Annotated in this window: 19 protein-coding genes; 10 read left to right on the top strand and 9 right to left on the bottom strand. The window is 68.4% G+C overall.

What is annotated here, in order from left to right:
- The first annotated feature begins 14 nt into the window (after window positions 1-14).
- Both pdxY (CKJ82_RS05175) and pdxY (CKJ82_RS05170) read left to right on the top strand, forming a co-directional pair.
- Window positions 15-866, top strand: coding sequence for a pyridoxal kinase PdxY (pdxY, locus tag CKJ82_RS05175; protein WP_095537305.1), 852 nt, complete (start codon window positions 15-17; stop codon window positions 864-866).
- Window positions 866-1,711 (top strand): pyridoxal kinase, encoded by an 846-nt coding sequence (gene pdxY, locus CKJ82_RS05170; RefSeq protein ID WP_095537304.1) that lies wholly within the window; start codon window positions 866-868, stop codon window positions 1,709-1,711. Before pdxY (CKJ82_RS05175) ends, pdxY (CKJ82_RS05170) begins: the two co-directional genes overlap by 1 nt.
- Here pdxY (CKJ82_RS05170) and fmdA read toward each other — a convergent pair.
- The gene (gene fmdA, locus CKJ82_RS05165; RefSeq protein WP_095537303.1) at window positions 1,708-2,961 is read right to left on the bottom strand and encodes a formamidase; all 1,254 of its coding nucleotides are present in this window, start codon (window positions 2,959-2,961) and stop codon (window positions 1,708-1,710) included. The genes pdxY (CKJ82_RS05170) and fmdA overlap by 4 nt on opposite strands.
- An 8-nt stretch (window positions 2,962-2,969) precedes the next feature.
- Complete coding sequence (locus CKJ82_RS05160; protein ID WP_095537302.1) at window positions 2,970-3,257, bottom strand: FmdB family zinc ribbon protein; 288 nt, start codon at window positions 3,255-3,257, stop codon at window positions 2,970-2,972.
- Between the two features lie 129 nt (window positions 3,258-3,386).
- On the opposite strand from CKJ82_RS05160, the gene CKJ82_RS05155 reads away from it, so the two are divergent.
- The 4 genes from CKJ82_RS05155 to CKJ82_RS05140 are packed head-to-tail and all read left to right on the top strand — an operon-like array spanning window position 3,387 to window position 7,710.
- A complete protein-coding gene (locus CKJ82_RS05155; protein ID WP_276291589.1) occupies window positions 3,387-5,162 on the top strand; it encodes an ABC-ATPase domain-containing protein in 1,776 nt (591 codons plus the stop codon).
- A gap of 11 nt (window positions 5,163-5,173) precedes the next feature.
- The gene (gene era / locus CKJ82_RS05150; protein WP_095537301.1) at window positions 5,174-6,184 is read left to right on the top strand and encodes a GTPase Era; all 1,011 of its coding nucleotides are present in this window, start codon (window positions 5,174-5,176) and stop codon (window positions 6,182-6,184) included.
- Window positions 6,174-6,956 (top strand): DNA repair protein RecO, encoded by a 783-nt coding sequence (gene recO / locus CKJ82_RS05145; RefSeq protein ID WP_240510695.1) that lies wholly within the window; start codon window positions 6,174-6,176, stop codon window positions 6,954-6,956. The genes era and recO overlap by 11 nt, the downstream gene beginning before the upstream one ends.
- Before the next feature lie 7 nt (window positions 6,957-6,963).
- Window positions 6,964-7,710: an isoprenyl transferase gene (locus CKJ82_RS05140; RefSeq protein WP_095275501.1), complete on the top strand. Its 747-nt coding sequence runs from the start codon at window positions 6,964-6,966 to the stop codon at window positions 7,708-7,710.
- A 2-nt stretch (window positions 7,711-7,712) separates the two neighbouring features.
- Here the strand turns inward: CKJ82_RS05140 and CKJ82_RS05135 are convergent, their stop codons facing one another.
- Window positions 7,713-8,165 (bottom strand): Fur family transcriptional regulator, encoded by a 453-nt coding sequence (locus CKJ82_RS05135; protein ID WP_095537300.1) that lies wholly within the window; start codon window positions 8,163-8,165, stop codon window positions 7,713-7,715.
- 20 nt (window positions 8,166-8,185) lie between these two features.
- Window positions 8,186-8,701 (bottom strand): ArsR/SmtB family transcription factor, encoded by a 516-nt coding sequence (locus CKJ82_RS05130; RefSeq protein WP_240510694.1) that lies wholly within the window; start codon window positions 8,699-8,701, stop codon window positions 8,186-8,188.
- A 199-nt stretch (window positions 8,702-8,900) separates the two neighbouring features.
- On the opposite strand from CKJ82_RS05130, the gene CKJ82_RS05125 reads away from it, so the two are divergent.
- Genes CKJ82_RS05125 through CKJ82_RS05115 form a run of 3 tightly spaced genes read left to right on the top strand, consistent with a single transcriptional unit; the run spans window position 8,901 to window position 11,220 of the window.
- Window positions 8,901-10,283, top strand: a complete 1,383-nt coding sequence (locus tag CKJ82_RS05125; protein ID WP_095535447.1) for a glycine--tRNA ligase — start codon at window positions 8,901-8,903, stop codon at window positions 10,281-10,283.
- A 5-nt stretch (window positions 10,284-10,288) separates the two neighbouring features.
- Entirely contained in the window at window positions 10,289-10,795 is a 507-nt protein-coding gene (locus CKJ82_RS05120) for a hypothetical protein (RefSeq protein WP_095275504.1), read from the top strand.
- Window positions 10,792-11,220, top strand: coding sequence for a hypothetical protein (locus tag CKJ82_RS05115; protein ID WP_095537299.1), 429 nt, complete (start codon window positions 10,792-10,794; stop codon window positions 11,218-11,220). Before CKJ82_RS05120 ends, CKJ82_RS05115 begins: the two co-directional genes overlap by 4 nt.
- Before the next feature lie 7 nt (window positions 11,221-11,227).
- Here CKJ82_RS05115 and CKJ82_RS11780 read toward each other — a convergent pair whose 3' ends face one another.
- Together CKJ82_RS11780 and CKJ82_RS05110 are read right to left on the bottom strand one after the other, a co-directional pair.
- Window positions 11,228-11,395 (bottom strand): hypothetical protein, encoded by a 168-nt coding sequence (locus CKJ82_RS11780; protein WP_165765391.1) that lies wholly within the window; start codon window positions 11,393-11,395, stop codon window positions 11,228-11,230.
- Between the two features lie 140 nt (window positions 11,396-11,535).
- On the bottom strand, window positions 11,536-13,563 hold the full coding sequence (locus CKJ82_RS05110; RefSeq protein WP_095537298.1) for a TPM domain-containing protein: 2,028 nt from the start codon (window positions 13,561-13,563) through the stop codon (window positions 11,536-11,538).
- Between the two features lie 56 nt (window positions 13,564-13,619).
- Between CKJ82_RS05110 and CKJ82_RS05105 the strand changes: the two genes are divergently transcribed.
- The gene (locus CKJ82_RS05105) at window positions 13,620-14,891 is read left to right on the top strand and encodes a deoxyguanosinetriphosphate triphosphohydrolase (protein WP_095537297.1); all 1,272 of its coding nucleotides are present in this window, start codon (window positions 13,620-13,622) and stop codon (window positions 14,889-14,891) included.
- Between the two features lie 6 nt (window positions 14,892-14,897).
- On the opposite strand, the gene CKJ82_RS05100 is transcribed toward CKJ82_RS05105, so the two are convergent.
- Genes CKJ82_RS05100 through CKJ82_RS05090 form a run of 3 tightly spaced genes read right to left on the bottom strand, consistent with a single transcriptional unit; the run spans window position 14,898 to window position 17,744 of the window.
- The gene (locus tag CKJ82_RS05100; RefSeq protein WP_205691386.1) at window positions 14,898-15,827 is read right to left on the bottom strand and encodes an ArsA family ATPase; all 930 of its coding nucleotides are present in this window, start codon (window positions 15,825-15,827) and stop codon (window positions 14,898-14,900) included.
- Window positions 15,818-16,072, bottom strand: a complete 255-nt coding sequence (locus CKJ82_RS05095) for a cory-CC-star protein (RefSeq protein ID WP_095275508.1) — start codon at window positions 16,070-16,072, stop codon at window positions 15,818-15,820. The genes CKJ82_RS05100 and CKJ82_RS05095 overlap by 10 nt, the downstream gene beginning before the upstream one ends.
- Complete coding sequence (locus tag CKJ82_RS05090) at window positions 16,059-17,744, bottom strand: carbon starvation CstA family protein (RefSeq protein ID WP_095537296.1); 1,686 nt, start codon at window positions 17,742-17,744, stop codon at window positions 16,059-16,061. The genes CKJ82_RS05095 and CKJ82_RS05090 overlap by 14 nt, the downstream gene beginning before the upstream one ends.
- Window positions 17,745-17,748 lie beyond the last annotated feature (4 nt).

Here is a 17,748-nt window from a genome sequence, read left to right as displayed (position 1 = left end):
GCACAATAGGTGGTATGAGTAACATTCTCTCCATCCAATCGGCAGTTGCGTACGGGCACGTGGGCAACTCGGCCGCCGTCTTTCCCCTGCAACGCATCGGCCACGAGGTGTGGCCGGTGTACACCGTCAACTTTTCCAACCACACCGGTTACGGTCACTGGACCGGCCCGATGATCCCGGCCTCGGATGTCGCGGACATCATCAAGGGCATGGATGAGCGCGGCGCCCTCGAGCGTGTCGACGCGGTGCTTTCCGGCTACCAGGGCGGCGACGACATCGCCGACGTGATCGTGGAGGCTGTCGCGCAGGTCAAGGCCAAGAACCCGAACGCCATCTACGCGTGCGACCCGGTGATGGGCAACGCCAAGTCCGGGTGCCACGTCTCCGACAACATCCCGCCGCTGCTGCGCGACAAGGTCGTGCCGGCCGCCGACCTGATCACCCCGAACCAGTTCGAGCTGGGCTACCTCACCGAGCGGGACGTCAACGATCTGGATTCGACGTTGGCAGCCGTGGACGCCGCCCGCGAGATGGGGCCGTCGACCGTGCTGGTCACCTCCGTCGAGCGCCCCGACGCGCCGGAGGACGTCATGGAGATGATCGCCGTGGACGACAAGGGCAAGTGGATCGTGCGCACCCCGCGCCTGCCGTTTAAGCGCAACGGCTCCGGCGACGTCACCGCCGCTCTGTTCACTGGCCACTACCTGCGCGGCGGCGACGCGGCGAACGCGCTGGCTCGTACCGCAAGCTCCGTGTACGACATGTTGCGCCTCACCCACGAGGCGGACTCGCAGGAGCTCAAGCTTGTGGAGGCGCAGGACTACTACGCCAACCCGCAGCTGCAGTTCAACGTGGAAGCGCTGTAGTGGACATCGTTTCGCTGCAGTCGGCGGTGGCGTACGGGCACGTGGGCAACTCGGCCGCCGTGTTCCCCATGCAACGCCTCGGCCACGAGGTGTGGCCGGTGCACACCGTCAACTTTTCCAACCACACGGAGTACCCCACGTGGCGCGGTCCGGTACTCGGCGCTGACAACGTGCGCGAGATCCTACGCGGCATGGAGTTCGCGTTCCCGCAGGTGGACCTGTTTGTCAGCGGGTACCTCGGCACCGCCGAGATGGCGGAGGTGGTGCGCGACGCCGTCGTGGCCATCAAGGAGGCCAACCCGCAGGCGCGCTACGTGTGCGACCCGGTGATTGGTAACTCGGAGGTCGGCTCGTTTGTCCGCGAGGACATCCCCGACGTGTATACGGAGACGCTCATCCCGCTTGCCGACGCCATCACGCCCAACCAGTGGGAGCTCTCGCTGCTGACCGGCCGGCGCCTCGACCCGGGCGACGCTGCGTACGCCGCGGACGCCTCAGACGCGGAGTACACCGAGGCGCTCGCGGACGCCGCGCGGTCGCTGTGCAGCAACGCACTCATCACCTCGGTGGAGACGGGCAACCCGGAGACGATTGGGATGGTCGACGTGGCGTCGACAAGCGTCCTGCGCACGGACGCCCCGCGGCTCGGCGGCAACATTGTTGGTGCGGGTGACCTGGCGACGGCGCTGTACGCCGCGCTCATCGACGTCGCGCCGCAGCAGCGCCTCGACCACCTCGCCGGGACGATGGGCGCGATGGTGCGCGCGGTGCGCGAGCGCGGGCTCGACGAGCTGCCGCTCGTTGAGCTGCAGGAGTGCATCGTCGACCCCGCACGTACCGCCTAGGCGAAGGACGAGCGCGGCGCGCCGATGCCCGGGTCGATACGCGGCGGCTCGCCGGCGCCGGGGCGGATGTCAATGTCAAAGATTTCCGTCGGCAGGTACACCGTGGCGCACGCGTTCGGAATGTCCACCACACCGGAGAAGCGGCCCTCGATCGGCGCCGCGCCCAGCAGCAGGTAGGCCTGCTCCGGAGACCAGCCGAACGTGGTGAGGTAATCGATGGCGTGGAGGCACGCGCGCTGGTACGCCAACTGGGAATCCAGGTAGCGCTGCTCGCCCTCGAGCGTGACGGAGGTGCCGGAGAACGCGAGCCACTGGCTGTACTGCGGCTCGACGTTGCCCGGCATGAAGATGGCGTTTTCGGTCACGCCGTACTTGGCCATGCCGTCCTTGATCACGTCGACGTGGAAGTCGATGAAGCCGCCCATCTCGATGCCGCCGCAGAACGTGATCTCGCCGTCGCCCTGGGAGAAGTGCAGGTCGCCGACGGAGAAGTTCGCGCCGTCGACATACACGGGGTAGAACACGCGCGTGCCCTTGGACAGGTTCTTGATGTCCTGGTTGCCGCCGTTTTCGCGCGGCGGGGCGGTGCGGGCGCCCTCGCCGGCGACGCGGTCGAAGTCAGCGCCGGTGAGCGAGCCGAGGATGGCGTGGTCCGGCTCCGGCGGCAGCGCGAGCGGAGGGACGCGCTCCGGGTCGGTGGCGATGAGCGCGGCCTCGCGCTGGTTCCACTTGCCCAGCAGCTCGTGGGACGGGGCGGTGCCCATGAGGCCCGGGTGGATGATGCCGGTGAAGCTCACGCCCGGGATGTGGCGCGAGGTCGCGGTCTGGCCGGTGAAGTCCCACACGGCCTTGTACGCGTCGGGGAACTGGTCGGTGAGGAAGCTGCCGCCGTTCTTCTTGGCAAAGATGCCGGTGTAGCCCCAGCCCTGGCCGGCGAGCGGGCCCTCCTCCTGCGGGATCGGCCCCACGTCCAGGATGTCCACAACCAGCAGGTCGCCCGGCTTCGCGCCTTCGATGCGGAACGGGCCGGACAGCGCGTGGACCTTGTTCAGCGGCGCGTCGCGGATGTCGTCGGCGCTGTCGTCGTTGTGGATGTCGCCGTCGAACCACTCGCGGCAGTCAACGCGGAAGGTGTCACCGGGCTGCACCGTCTGGATCGCCGGGATGTCGGGGTGCCAGCGGTTGTGGCCGACGGTCTCCTGATCCGGGAACGGCTTGGTGGAATCGAGTGGGAAAAGATTCTTCGGCATGCTGCCTCCTAAGGCTTCGGAAGTTTGGCGTGTTGCGGGTTGTGCGAGACCGGGGTGGCGCGCCGGTTGCCGGCACGCGGGACCGAGTTCACGACCGCGGGTTCGTATGCGCTCTTCTGCGTTGCCTCCACCAGCTGGGCCTTTCGCTTATCGACGCTTCCCACAGCCGGTGCACTAATCACCCTCGTCGCCTCCTCGCCGCAGTCCTTGCAGTCCGTCGTACGCGACTCGGAGGACATGGGAAGAAGCCGCTCGGTGGTGTGGCCGGTTGGGCAACGAAATTCATAGAAAGGCATCTGCTTCACTTTCTTTTTCAGCAGTGGGTGCAATCACAAAAGCACGGCCAGTGTAACGCATACCGAGTAGGGGTACGCGGATGCCGGCCGCCGATCGGGGGTGGCGCGCCCCCGACTACGGTGGCGGGCATGGCACAGCAACGCAGACACCGGGACCACCGAACCGACGCGCGGAGCTCGCGCCCCGCACAGCGGCGCGGCACCATCGACCAGCTGGATCGGATGTGCCGCGACATCGACGGCGCCGGCTACGGCGCGTACAAGAAGCTCGCGGGCGAGTACGAGACCGGCGAGGTCCGCCTGGTGGTGGACAAGGTGCAGTCAGACCCGTTCGCGTCGCCGTCGAAAATCCGCGTCATCGTGCCGCGCGATGCGCTCGATTTGGGTGGCGAGTTCACCGCGACGCGCGGCGACCGCATCGCCGTCGCCGACGTGCTGGCGCGCGAGGCTGCGGCACTCCTACGCTCCGGCGGCGCGCCCGGCCGCGGAGGGGGAAGCGGCAAATCCAACACCATCAGCATCGGGGCGCTCGGCCAGGAGGTCCTCGAGCGCACCAACGTGCTGGTGGGGGAGCGCGATGTGGAATTCCGCCTGCTCGTCGGGCTGCCCGCGCGCGGGCGGCGGGTGCTGGGCAAACAGGCGGCGCAGCTGCTCACGCAGGACGTCCCCCAGCTCGCGCAGCGGGCGGCGGCGGTGTCGCGCCAAGCCCTGGAAGACGCGGTGTGGCTGCTCCGGGACCAGGAGGCGCTCCGCGCCGAACTGCCGGGCCGCGGGCTCGTCGCGTTCGTCGCCGACGGCGCGAACCTCCCGCGCGCATCGGGCGCGAGCGACCTGCCGCTCAGCGGCGGCGTCCCGTTCCGCAGCCCCGAGCCGCTGCGCGTCACGTTCGACCTGCCTAGCGGCCGCACCGTCACCGGGATGGGCGTCCCGGAGGGGCTCACCGTCATCGTCGGCGGCGGCTACCACGGCAAGTCCACGCTGCTGCGCGCACTTGAGCGCGGCGTGTACCCGCACACGCTCGGCGACGGCCGCGAGTTTGCCATCACCCGCGCCGACGCCGTGACGGTGCGTGCGGAGGACGGCCGCCCGGTGACGTCGCAGGACATCTCCGCGTTCATTGCCAACCTGCCCAACGGCGCCGACACCGCGCACTTTTCCACCGCCAACGCCTCCGGCTCCACGTCCCAAGCAGCCAACGTTATCGAGGCTCTCCAGGCGAGCGCGAGCACGTTGCTTATCGACGAAGACACCTCCGCCACCAACTTCATGATCAGAGACACCGTGATGGCGGAGCTCATCGCCGCCGACCGCGAACCGATCACGCCGTTCAGCGCGCGCGTCCGCGGGCTCTACGAGGAGCTCGGCGTGTCGACGGTGCTGGTCGCCGGCAGCTCCGGCGCGTACCTGGGGCTCGCGGACACCGTGATCGCCCTGGACGCCTACGTGCCGAGCGACGTGACAGAACGGGCCCACGCGGTCGGGCGCGGGCACGAGCCCGCGCAGCTGCCGGTCACACCGGAGATGTTCGCGCCGGATGCGCGCACGCTGTCGGGCCCGACCTTTGTCTCCGTCGGCTCAGGCGGCGGGCGGCGCCGCGGGCCGAAGGCGCGGGGGCAGGACACCATCAGCGTGGGCAAGAGCGACATCGACATGTCCTTCCTGCCGCAGCTGGCCGGGGCGCCGCAGACGGCGGCGATCGCCGCCGCGCTGGAGCGGCTGGATGAGTTGTGTGGCCGCGGCGGGGCACCGGTGGCGGTGGGCGTCGAGAAGCTGCTCGGCGAGCTCGAGTCCGGCGGGCTCGCGGCACTCGTGCCGGGGCGCGCGCACCCGGGGCACCTCACGGCGCCGCGCCGGTTTGAGATCCTGGCCGCGGTGAACAGGTACCGGGGGCTTCGCACCGGGTAGGATTACGCGCCATGAGCACTTTCTTCCCCGACGAGGCCGACCTGCCAGACGACGCGCGCGCCGATGCCACCGGCGGCACGGACGCGGCGCCCCGCCCGACCGTGCCCGGCTTCACCGACACGCCGGAGGGCTTCCGCTCCGGGTTCGTCAGCTTTGTGGGCCGGCCCAACACCGGCAAGTCCACGCTGACCAACGCGCTCGTGGGCGAGAAGGTGGCCATCATGGCGGACCAGCCGGAGACGACGCGCCGGCCGATCCGCGGCATCGTGAACCGGGAGGACGCGCAGGTCATCATCGTGGACACGCCCGGCATGCACCGCCCGCGGACGCTGCTCGGCGAGCGGCTCAACGACGTGGTCAAGGACACCTTCGCAGACGTCGACGTCATCGGGTTCACGGTGCCCGCGGACGAGAAGATCGGCCCCGGCGACCGCTTCATTCTGGACCAGATCCGCCGCATCAAACCGAACACGCCGATCGTTGGCATCGTGACCAAGCTGGACAAGGCTTCGCGCGATATGGTCGGCGAGCGCCTGCTCGCGCTGCACGAGCTGCTCGGCGGCGACTGCGAGGTGGTGCCGGTCTCCGCCACGGACGGCGTGCAGACGGACGTGCTCATGGACATCCTGGTTGGCCAGCTGCCGGAGGGCCCGCGCTTCTACCCGGTCGGCGACGTCACCGACGAGGACCTCGAGGCGCGCATCGCCGAGCTGATCCGCGAGGAGGCGCTGCAGGGGCTTCGCGACGAACTGCCGCACTCCGTGGCCGTCCAGATCGATGAGATGGTGCCGGACCCGGAGAACCCGAACCGCACCATGATCTACGCCGTGATCTACCTCGAGCGCCCCGGTCAGCGCCGGATCCTGGAGGGGCCGAACGGCCGCCGCCTGTCCGGGATCACCCACCGCTCGCGCCAGCAGATCATGGACCTGGTAGGCCACAACGTGTACCTTGACCTGCGCCTGAAGGTGCTGAAGAACTGGCAGCAGGACCCGAAGGCGCTGGGCCGCCTTGGCTTCTAAGGCGATTCGGACTACTCGGTCTTCGAGGCCTTCGCGCCCGGGCCGCCCGTCCTGGCGCGACCGCGCGTTCGTCGTCCGCACTTACGACTTCGGCGAGGCCGACCGCGTCGTTGTCCTGCTCACGCGCTCCCACGGCTTGGTCCGCGGCGTGGCCAAGGGCGTGCGCAAGGCGCGCTCCCGGTTCGGCTCCCGCCTGCAGCCCTTCATCGACTTGGACGTGCAGATCTACCCGGGTAAGAGCCTGTCCACGATCACCGCCGCTGACACCGTGGCCTACCACGGCGCGCGCATCATCGAGGACTTCGAGCGCTACGCCGCGGCGTGCGCGATCCTGGAGGCGGCGGAAAAACTCGCGTACGAGGAGGCGGACCCCGAGCTGTTCGACCTGGTCAAGGACGGCATCCGCCAGCTACAGATGACGGAGGCGCCGACGCAGGTCCTCGACGCGTTCATCCTGCGCGCCACCGACCACGCCGGCTGGGGGCTGTCGCTGTACAACTGCGCGAACTGCGAGAAGCCTGGCCCGCACCGGGCGTTCAACGCCGCCGTGGGCGGGGCGGTGTGCACGAACTGCCGCCCGCCGGGGTCAATGACTGTGGCGGAGGAAACCCTGCACGCGATGTGGCTGCTCGCGCGAGGCTATGAGTACACGCCAGACTCGGCGACAGGGGAGTCGACAGTGGAGGCGCAGGTGCACCGCGCGGCGACCGCGCACCTGCAGTACCACCTGGAGTCCGGGTTGAAGAGTTTGCGAATGATGGAACAGGCATAATAAGGGCATGACTTTGCGCCAGATCGACCCGGAATTCATCCCCCGCCATATCGCACTCGTGATGGACGGCAACGGCCGTTGGGCGCAGCAGCGCGGCATGAAGCGCACTGAGGGGCACAAGCGCGGCGAGGCAGTGCTCATGGACTGTGTCGATGCCTGCATCGAGATGGGCACGATCGAGTGGCTGTCGGCCTACGCGTTTTCCACGGAAAACTGGCGCCGCGCGGCGTCCGAGGTCCGCTTCATCCTCGGTTTTTCCCGCGACGTGCTGCACCGCCAGCGCGACGAGCTGAACGAGAAAAACGTCCGCATCGTCTGGGCCGGTCGGCGCCCGCGCCTGTGGCGCTCGGTGCTCCGCGAGCTGGAAGCGGCCGAGGAGCTCACCCAGGACAACACCGGACTGACGCTCGCGATGTGCATCAATTACGGCGGCAGGGCAGAGATTATCGACGGCGCACGCCAGCTCGCCACCGACGCCCGCGACGGCAAGATCCGCCCACAGGACATCAACGAGCAGACGTTTTCCAAGTACCTCTACCGTCCCGACATGCCGGACGTGGACTTGTTCCTGCGCCCCAGCGGCGAGCAGCGCACCTCGAACTTCCTGCTCTGGCAGTCGGCCTACGCGGAGATGGTCTACCAGGACAAGCTGTTCCCGGACTTTACCAAGGACGACCTGTTCGAGGCGGTCTACGAGTACGCCAAGCGCGACCGGCGCTTCGGCGGCGCGGTGGATAAGTTCGCGGAGAAGTAAGGTTACGCGTTGGCGTCGAGAAGCTTCCTGCACTCGGCGCAGATGCCGTAGATCTCGGCGTCGTGGGCGACGAGCTGGTAGCCAAACGAGTTCGCGGTTTCGCGCGCCCAGGCCTCGATGGGCCCGCCGTCGATCTCCTCGCTGCAGCCGCACTTCGTGCACACGAGGTGATGGTGGTGGTGCTCGGTGATGCAGTGGCGGAAGAGCGTCTCGCCGTCGGCGTTCTGGAGCACGTCGACGGCGTCGATCTCCGCGAGCGACTGCAGCGTGCGATACACGGTGGTCAGGCCGACCTTCTCTCCACGCGCATCCAGCTCGGCGTGGATTTCTTTGGCGGTGGCGAACTTATCGACGTCGCGCAGCGTCTCCACCACCGCCGTGCGCTGGCGCGTCATGCGCGCTCCGAGTTTGGGGATGGGCTCCTTCGGCGTCCTCTGGTGTCGCTGCTGTGCCATACCTACCTACGGTAGCGCGGCTACTCCACCGGCTGCCGCGGGGTCTGCGGAACGACCCCGGGGTCCGCGGTGGGAGCCACGGTGGGGGACATCGTTGGTGGGGCCACGATCGCCGCGCCCATGCCGGCGCCCACGCCGGGGGAGGTAGGCGCGTCGCTGTCCCCGCCGTGCTCGCGTTCGCTGCGCTTCGCGGCCAGATCGTCGCGCTCGGCGTCCGCTTCCTCCGCCACCTTGGTCACCCGGGTGGCGGCCCGGGAGAGCGCGAAGATGACCTCTCCGGCCTCCGGGACCACAAGGCTGTAGGCCACCTCTCGGCCGGAGCGCGAGGAGGTGACCAGTCCGGCGGACTTGAGCACGCGGAGGTGCTGTGAAATTAGCGGCTGCGACTTTTTCAGGTCGGCCACCAGCTCGTGGACCACGTGATCGCCGTTGTACAGCATGAGCAAAATCTGCAGACGCAGCTCGGAGTTCAGCGCGCTGATGAGCTCCGCGGTTGCGTCGAGGTTTGCTGGGGCGCTTCGTTTACGTCGTGCCAAGGCGCCGCCCCTTTCTAATCGCTGTGGGCGTTCTCAGAATTCTCAGTTTAGGAAATTCGCGGGGCTTTTGCCAGTTTCTTGCCCACCGGTTTGAGCGGGCGCGGGGCAATCGCGCGGTGCGCGCCCCATGCGCATACGCCGGGCGTGCCCTGGGCTACACTGGCACCGTTACCCGAAACCGGATTACAGGAGGCTATCCGTGCCCGCCAGCAAGATCGATACCGTTGTCAACCTCTGCAAACGCCGTGGACTCGTGTTCCCCGCGGGCGAGATTTACGGCGGTACGCGCTCGGCATGGGACTACGGCCCGCTGGGCGTAGAGCTGAAGGAAAACATTAAGCGCCAGTGGTGGCGCCACATGGTGCAGTCCCGCGACGACGTCGTGGGCGTGGACACGTCCGTGATCCAGCCGCGCCAGGTGTGGGTGTCTTCCGGCCACGTCGAGGTCTTCACGGACCCGCTGGTGGAGTCCCGCCACACCGGCAAGCGCTACCGCGCCGATCACCTCATCGAGGCGTACGAGGAGAAGCACGGCCACGAGCCGGAGAACGGCCTGGCAGACATCAACGACCCGGAGACCGGCCAGCCCGGCGACTGGACCGAGCCGAAGGCGTTCTCCGGCCTGCTCAAGACCTTCCTGGGCCCGGTGGATGATGAGCAGGGCCTGCACTACCTGCGCCCCGAGACCGCCCAGGGCATCTTTGTCAACTTCAAAAACGTGATGACCTCGTCGCGCATGAAGCCGCCGTTCGGCATCGCCAACATCGGCAAGTCCTTCCGCAACGAGATCACCCCGGGCAACTTCATCTTCCGCACCCGAGAGTTCGAGCAGATGGAGATGGAGTTCTTTGTCAAGCCGGGCGAGGACGAAGAGTGGCACCAGTACTGGATTGATGACCGCTACAACTGGTACGTCGACCTAGGCATCAAGGAAGAAAACCTCCGCCTCTACGAGCACCCGAAGGAGAAGCTGTCGCACTACTCCAAGCGCACCGTCGACGTGGAGTACGCCTTCGGCTTCAAGGGCTCCAAGTGGGGCGAGCTGGAGGGCGTGGCCAACCGCACGGACTACGACCTCTCGGTGCACGCGAAGGGCTCCGGCGAGGACCTGTCCTACTACGACCAGGCCAACGAAGAACGCTGGATCCCCTACGTCATCGAGCCGGCCGCCGGCCTGGGCCGTTCCATGATGGCCTTCCTGGTGGACGCGTACGACGAGGAGGAGGCGCCAAACGCCAAGGGCGGCACCGACAAGCGCGTCGTTCTGCGCCTGGACCGCCGCCTGGCTCCGGTGAAGGTGGCAGTGCTGCCGCTGTCCAAGAAGGAGGAGCTGTCCGTCCCCGCCCGCGAGCTGTCGAACACGCTGCGCAAGCACTGGAATGTCGACTTTGACACCTCCGGCGCGATCGGCCGCCGCTACCGCCGCCAGGACGAGATCGGTACGCCGTTCTGCGTCACCTACGACTTCGACACCCTGGAGGACAACGCGGTCACTGTCCGCGAGCGCGACACGATGGAGCAGGAGCGCGTGAAGATCGACGAGCTCGAGGCCTACCTCGCCGCCCGCCTGATCGGGGCATAGGCGCGATGCACTACGTCAGCTGGGACCGCTCGGATCGGGACAACCTGAAGTTGCTCGCCGAGGCAGGCCCCGAAGTGCTCGGCGAGTTCACGCACGACCGCGCCGTCGTGGCGGGGCAGCAGTGGGAACTGCTCGCGTCGCCGGAGTCGGGTGCGGTGGCGTCGCGAGGCGGCAGCGAGTTCGTGCGCGCGCACGATTCGCTGAAGCGCGCGAAGCAGATCCGCGTCGACGTGGAGGGCCGCACCTACCAGATGGTCGCGGAGACCTCGAAGAACTGGATCGTCGACGATGCCTCCGGCACGAAGGTCGCCCAGTTCACCTCCGATCACAACGGCGTGCGCAAGGCCATCCTGGAGTTCGAGGGCGAGACCGAGCTTTCGCTTCTCGACGTCGCCGCGCTCGCCTGGGTATCCCGCGAAATCTTGGAGGCGCGCAAGATCGTCTCCTCCAACGTGCTGATCGCAACGCTCCTGCTCTTCTCGCTTGTTGCCGTGCTAGTGTTCGTGCTGTGATTTGGCGCGACAACCTGCTGATCCGCGAGGACGATGACCCGCCCGCCGAGGGCGGCGCGCGCCTCGCGGCGGTGGAGGACGGCACGCTGCGCTTCGGCGCCACGCCCCTCCGCTTCACCAGCGGCAACCCGGCTGACCTGCGCGCTGAGGGCGCGCACGGCGAGCAGTTCGCGGTCCGCAAAACGTCGTTCACCGTCGCGCGCTACGCCGCGGACTGCAACGGCGCCGCATACGAGCTCAACCGGACAGGGCTGCGCCCGCGCCGCGAGATCGTTGACGCCCAGGGGAACATCGTCGCGCTGACCGCCGCGCGCGCGAACGGCGATCTCGCGGTCACCGTCCCGCGGGAGATCACCTTGGACATCGTGTTCATGACGTGGTGCCTGACGCTTATCGACGCCCCCGTGCGCCGCACCCGCTACTAATCCACCCCTACTCGGCGTCGTCCGGCGAGCCGACGTAGATGCTCTCGCCCTGGCGCAACGCCGACACGAGCTGCGCCAGTGTTTCGCGCGCCGCAGCCGAACTGGAGCAGCGGCGGAGCGCGTCGAGCTCGTTGAGGTCTTCGGGGGTGAGTTGCGTGGTGATAAGCGCCCTCATCGTGAAAACCTCCCGCTTCCGCTCGTGGTGGCTGGCTGATGTTTGCCAACCAAAGCTTATGTGGATCTAATGTATCGCAGCTGTGATTCAGACACTACGGAACCCCGGCCGTTCTAGCAACGGGACACCTGTCTGTGCTGCTAGAACGTGCCGCCGCGGCTAATGTTGCCGCCTCCGCCACCGCCGGAGAAGCCTCCTCCACCGCCACCGCCACCGCCGCCAAAGCCGCCGCTGAGAATCGCGCCCCACATGGCTGCGCGCGCGATGTCGCCGGCGGTCTGGCGGTTCTGCTGGGAGCGGTAGTGGTCCACGTCGTCCTTGGCCGCCTGGTAGGCGCGCCGCGCGGTGTCCGTGGCGGCGCGGGCGAAGTCGATCGCGCCGCGGGTGTCGCTGGTCCGCCGCTGGTGTGCCTCGGCGTACTGGCGCTGGGACTCGGCGAGCAGGGAGCGTGGGTGCGAGCCGATGATGCGGCCGCGGGAGCGGATGAGGTCTTCGGCCGACTGGATCTGGGTCGTGGCCACCTGCATCTGCTGGGTAAACAGCTGGAGGGCGCGGGACTGGTCGTTGGCAACACCCTTGGCGCGGTCCAGCTCGGCGTCGATGCGCCCATCCAGGTCCGTCAGCTCGGTGTAGAGGGCGAGCGGGTCGGTCTCAGCGCGGTCGCCCATCTGTGACAGGGCCTCGCGGGCCTGCGCGGCGATGGCGTCCAGGGATGCGACGTCGATACGCGCGCCCTGCTGCGTGGAGTCCTTAACCTGGTCGATTTCGCGCAGCTCGCCCTCGATCTCCTTGATCAGCGCGGGCAGGTTGTGCTGCGCCTTGGCCAGGTTGTCCTCGGCGTGCTCGATGGCGGCGAGGTTGGTGTCGGCGACCTTGACGGCTTGGGTGGCGGTGGCGAGGACGTCGATAAGCGCGCCCTGCTGGCCCGCTGGCTTCGCGGCGAGCGCGCTGGCCTCGCTCAGCTGTTTCTCGGCTTCCGCGAGTGAGGACTCGGCGACGTCGACGTTTTCATCGATCGAGTGCAGCATCCCCTCGTTGTGGCGGCTGCGCAGCTCCTCCAGCGTCGCCTTCGCCGGCTCGATGCGCGCGCGGATGTCGATGGTGCGGGCGCGAAGCGCGTTCACCTCTTCGTCGGCGCGCATGAGCGTGCCGCGCATGGCGTTGAACTCATCCGTCTTCGCCTTGAGCGCCTCCTCGGCCTTGCCGCAGCTGGAGATGATGTCAATGAGCATGGCGCGCTTTTCCGGCTCGGTCTCCGGGATGGCGTCGTAGAGCTTCTGGTGGGTGTGAAACGCGCGCTGCAGCGTGGAGGTCGCCTGGTTCATCGCCGAGGTGAACGGGCGCACGCGCTCGGCGCCGAACTCCGCGGACGCCACCTGCAGCTCCTCCTTGCCCTGCGTGATCGACTCGTCGGCGGCGACGAGGGCGTCGCGCGCCACCTGCTCGAGCGTCGGCGTGGGCAGGCGGCCGAGCGAATCGGTGTCGCCGGGCGTGAGCGCCTTGGCGGACTCGAGTTGCTTCGCGTTCTGCTTCTTGGTGTTGCGGCGCGACGCTACGTAGGCGCCGCCGCCGGCGAGCGCGAGCACGCCGACGCCGCCCGCGGCCCAGCCGGCGCCCGAGCCGCCATCGGAACCGCCGCTCCCGGAACCGCCCTTGCCGCTGATTGCGGCCTCAGCCGCAGCGGTGCCGACGCCCGCCCAGTCCTTGGCCGACAGCTTCTCATAGGCAGCAGCGTCCATCGCGTCGATGTCCTTCTGCGTCCAGTCGTTGCCGCCGAAGACGCCGTAGGCGCGCTCGTCCGGCGCGACGACCAGCACGGCGGTGTTCGCGCCGTTCGCGGCGGCGGCCTGCTCCGCCCACTGCGGGCCGGTCAGGTTGCCCAGCGAGCTCGTGTACACCACGCGCAGCGAGAGGTGCTTCTCCTGGCTCACCTTCGACACGGCGTCCTTGACGCTGGCCAGCTCTGCCTCGGAGAGCACACCCGCCTCGTCCGTGACGGGCTGCGCGAGCTTGCCCGGCGCCGTCGCGGTGTCCACGGCCTGCGCGAGGACGGCCGGTGCGTCGGGGGTTGGCGGGGTGGCGTGGGCGGCGGTCATGGGGGCGTCGATAAGCAATGCCCCGGCGATGAGCGGCGCGGTTGCCACGATGCGTAGATAGCGCGAATTCATGCCAACTAGGGTAGTCGCAACCGGGGAACGCGCGCTGCAGCCTTTACGCTTGGGGCGTGTACACCTATACAACTGAGGATTTCGCCCGCCGCGCGCCGGAGGCCCCGAAGCAGGCGCAGATCGCGCCCGAGCAGGACACGCGCGACGCCTTCGCGCGCGACCGGGCCCGCGTGCTGCACTCCGCCGCGCTGCGCCGGCTTGCGGATAAGACGCAGGTGGTGGGCCCCCGCGACGGCGACACCCCGCGCACGCGCCTGACGCACTCGCTGGAGGTCGCGCAGATCGCGCGCGGGATTGGCAGCCGCCTCGGCCTGCACCCCGACCTGTGCGAGATGGCCGGCCTAACCCACGACATCGGCCACCCGCCCTACGGCCACAACGGGGAAAACGCGCTCAACGCCGTCGCACCCTGCGGCTTCGAGGGCAACGCGCAGACCCTGCGCATCCTCGCGCGCCTCGAGCCCAAAGTGCTTATCGACGCCACCTCATACGGACTCAACCTCACCCGGGCCTCCCTCGACGCCGCCGTGAAGTACCCGCGCACCCGCACCAACGCGGACGGAACCGTGAACCGCAAGTACTCGGCCTACGACGAGGACGCGGACGTGCTCGCGTGGGCGCGCGCCGGCCACACCGACGACCGGCCGCCCATGGAAGCCCAGGTCATGGACTTCTCCGACGACATCGCCTACTCCGTCCACGACGTGGAGGACGGCATCGTCTCCGGCCGCGTCTCGCTGCAGGTCCTGTGGGACTTCGTGGAGCTTGCTGCGCTGGCGCAGAAGGGCGCGGACGCCTTCGGCGGCACGGCAGACCAGCTCATCGACGCCGCCGATCGCCTCCGCTCCCTGCCCGCCATCGCCGCGGCCGCGGACTTCGACTTCACGCTGCGGTCTTGGACGGGGCTGAAGTCCCTGACCTCGCAGCTGGTGGGGCGCTACGTCGGCGCGGTCACGGAGGCCACGCTTGCGAGTCCAGCGAACCAGGAGCTCACCACGGGGCTCGGCCGGGCGCACGGCGACCTCGTCGTCCCGCCCGACGCGGAGGCCGAGGTCCGCCTGCTCAAGACGGTCGCCGTCCTCTACGTGATGGACCTGCCCGCCCACATCGCGCGCCAGGACCGGCAGCGCGAGCGCATCTTCCGCGTCCACGAGTATCTGCGCGCCGGCGCGCCCGGCACGCTGGACACCGTGTTCCGCGCCTGGTTCGAGGCCGCGGACACGGACCTGGAGCGCGAGCGGGTGATCGTGGATCAGATCGCATCCATGACGGAGTCGCGCCTGGAGCGCGTGGCGGACAAGGCGGCCGCGTTCGACGGATTCCTGTAGCCCCGCCTAGAGCCGCTCGGCGATCTGTCCGAGCGCCTCGCGCGTGCCGATTTCGCCCGGGAGCCACGGCAGCTCCACCACCGGCACCGGTAAGTCCAAGAGCGCGAGCGCCTGTTGTTCCACGTCCCGCCGTCCCTCCAGAAACGCCCCCGCCTCATCCGGCGCGCGCCGGTTCACAATCGCGCTTCCCACGTGCACCCCGTTCGCGGTGAGCTCCTCGTAGAACTCCATCGACTCCATCACGGGAAGGCGCTCGGCGGTGAGCACGATGTGGAAGACGCATTTGGCGGGATCGGTGAGCACGGCGCGCAGGCGCTCGAACTTGCGGCGACGGGCGAGCAGTGTGGAGCGGATCTGCTGGTTGCGGCGGTCGACGGGCGACCCGCCGCTAGAATCGCCGCCCATGCCGCGGACGAGGTCGCTGAACTTGTCCGACTTGTCGCGCCGCTCGAGCAGCCCGTCGGTGTAGGCGGCCATGAGCTCCGGCAGCGCCACGAGCCGGGAGGTGTGGCCGGAGGGGGCGGTGTCGAAGATGAGGTTGTCGTATTCGGACCCAGCAACCAGGTCGGCGATGCGCTCGAGCAGCGCCGCCTCGTGCATGCCGGGGGAGTGGCGCGACATTTCCAGGTGCCGGTCCACTTCGCGGTGGAGGCGCTCCGGCATCATCGCGCGCATGGAGTCGCCGACGGCGCGCAGGTGCTGCTGCGTGATGGCGGCCGGGTCGAGCTCGATGGCGTCGAGGCGTGGCTCGAGGGTGATGGGGGCGTCGTGAAGCGCCTCGCCCCAGATGTGGCCGAGGTTGTGGGCGGGGTCGGTGGAGACGAGCAAGACGCGGCGACCGCGCGCGGCGAGGCGCACGGCGGTGGCGGCGGAGATGGTGGTTTTGCCCACGCCGCCTTTGCCGCCGAAGAACATGACTGGTGCGTCTAGCAGCATGAGATCCCGTCGAGTGGTGAGCGTTCCATGCCCATGCGGGTGTGCCAGGCGTGGAAGTCGTCGTACAGCAGCGGCAGCAGCTCGAGCGTGTAGTAGCTGGCCGGGTTGGGGATGCCGAGCGTTTCCGACGCCACGAGCAGCGTAAACAGGTCGTCCTCCTCGCGGGCGGCGCGGGCGAACTCGCGGCGGTACGGCGCCTGGTAGAACTCGCTGAGGCCCGCCCCGAGGCGCTTAAGCAGTTGCATACTCGTCGTCCCAGGTCATCGCGGGCTCGCGGCGCGCCTTGCTAATCGACGCCACCGCCTCAACCACCACCCACACGGCCGCAACAATGATGATGACGTCGATGCCCAGCAGCAGCCAGTTGCCGGCCTCGAAGAGCGTGCGCAGCTGCAGCACGGCGGCCCAGAGCGACATGAGGGTGACAAACACCAGCGGGATGAGCAGCGGCAGGGTGGGGCGGCGCAGCTTGGTCAGGATGACTACCAGGACGGACAGGGTGAGGCCGGCCATGAGCTGGTTGGTGGTGCCGAACAGCGGCCAGATGATCATGCCGCCGGAGCCGTCCATGCCGGTGGAGAACGTCAGGCCCAGTGCGGCGCCGACGGCGATGATGGTGGCGACCAGGCCGGAGAGCTTCACGCCCATGATCTCGGCGATCTCGCCGACGACCATGCGCTGCAGTCGCACGCCGGAGTCCATGGTGGTGGCGGCGAACAGGACGGCCATGGTGGCCAGGATGGTGGCGGACAGGGAGGTCGGGATGCCGAGGCCCTCGTTCATGAGCGCGCCGCCGCCCTCGACGAAGGCGTTGACGCCGCCGGCGTTCCACTCGTTGTACACGCTCTCCCAGTCGGCGAGCGTCTTGTAGCCGGCGGTGGTGGCGACGATGGTGCCCAGGGAGAGCAGGCCCTCGCCGACGGCGCCGAAGTAGCCGACGAAGCGCGCGTCCGTCTCCTTGTCCAGCTGCTTGGCTGACGTGCCCGAGGCGACGATGCCGTGGAAGCCGGAGACCGCGCCGCACGCAATGGTGACGAACAGGAGCGGGAAGATGCTCGGGGTGCCGGCGGGGACGGCGTCATTGAGCGTCGGCGCGACGATCTCCGGGCGGACGATGAAGAACGAGCCGTACAGGATGATGAGGCCGACGAACAGCTGCAGGCCGTTGATGTAGTCGCGCGGCTGCAGCAGCACCCACACCGGCAGCAGCGAGGCGATGAAGGCGTAGACAAACAGCAGGATGATCCACACGCCTCGGTCCGGGATGCCCATGACCGTTTCGGGCAGGGCGACGGGGAAGCGGTCGCCGAGCACGATGAGCGCGTAGAGCGCGGCCACGCCGACCAGCGAGACCAGCGGCAGGTTCCACTTGAGGCGGTAAATTGCCTGGCCGATCAGGACGGCGACGATAATCGCGCCCCACGTGGGGATGACCGCCGACGGCGTGGCGATGAGCAGGTTCGAAATCACCACGGCGAACGCGGTGTTCACCATGAGCAGCAGCAGGAAAATGACCACGAGGAAGAGGTTGCGCCCGCGCGCACCGATGTAGCGCCCGGACAGCGTGCCAATCGACTGGCCCTTGTGCCTTTGCGACGCCCACAGCGCCCCCAAGTCGTGCATCCCCGCAAAGAACACGGTGCCGAGTGTGACCCACAGAAACGCCGGTAGCCACCCCCAGATCACGGCGACGGCCGGTCCGATGATCGGCGCCGCGCCCGCCACGGAGGTGAAGTGGTGGCCCCACAGGACGTACTTGTTGGTGGGCACGTAGTCCACGCCGTCCTCCATGGTGTGCGCCGGCGTGCGGAACGTGTCCGATAGCTTGAACACGCTGCGGCCGAGGAACCTGGAGTACAGCAGGTAGCCGGCCACCATCATGGCGAGTCCGATGATGACGAGGAGTAGCGAGTTCATACGC

Source organism: Corynebacterium gottingense (assembly GCF_002285125.1).
Lineage (GTDB): Bacteria > Actinomycetota > Actinomycetes > Mycobacteriales > Mycobacteriaceae > Corynebacterium > Corynebacterium gottingense.
Note: the sequence above shows the minus strand (reverse complement) of the source record. Positions and strands in the feature narration are given on the sequence as shown.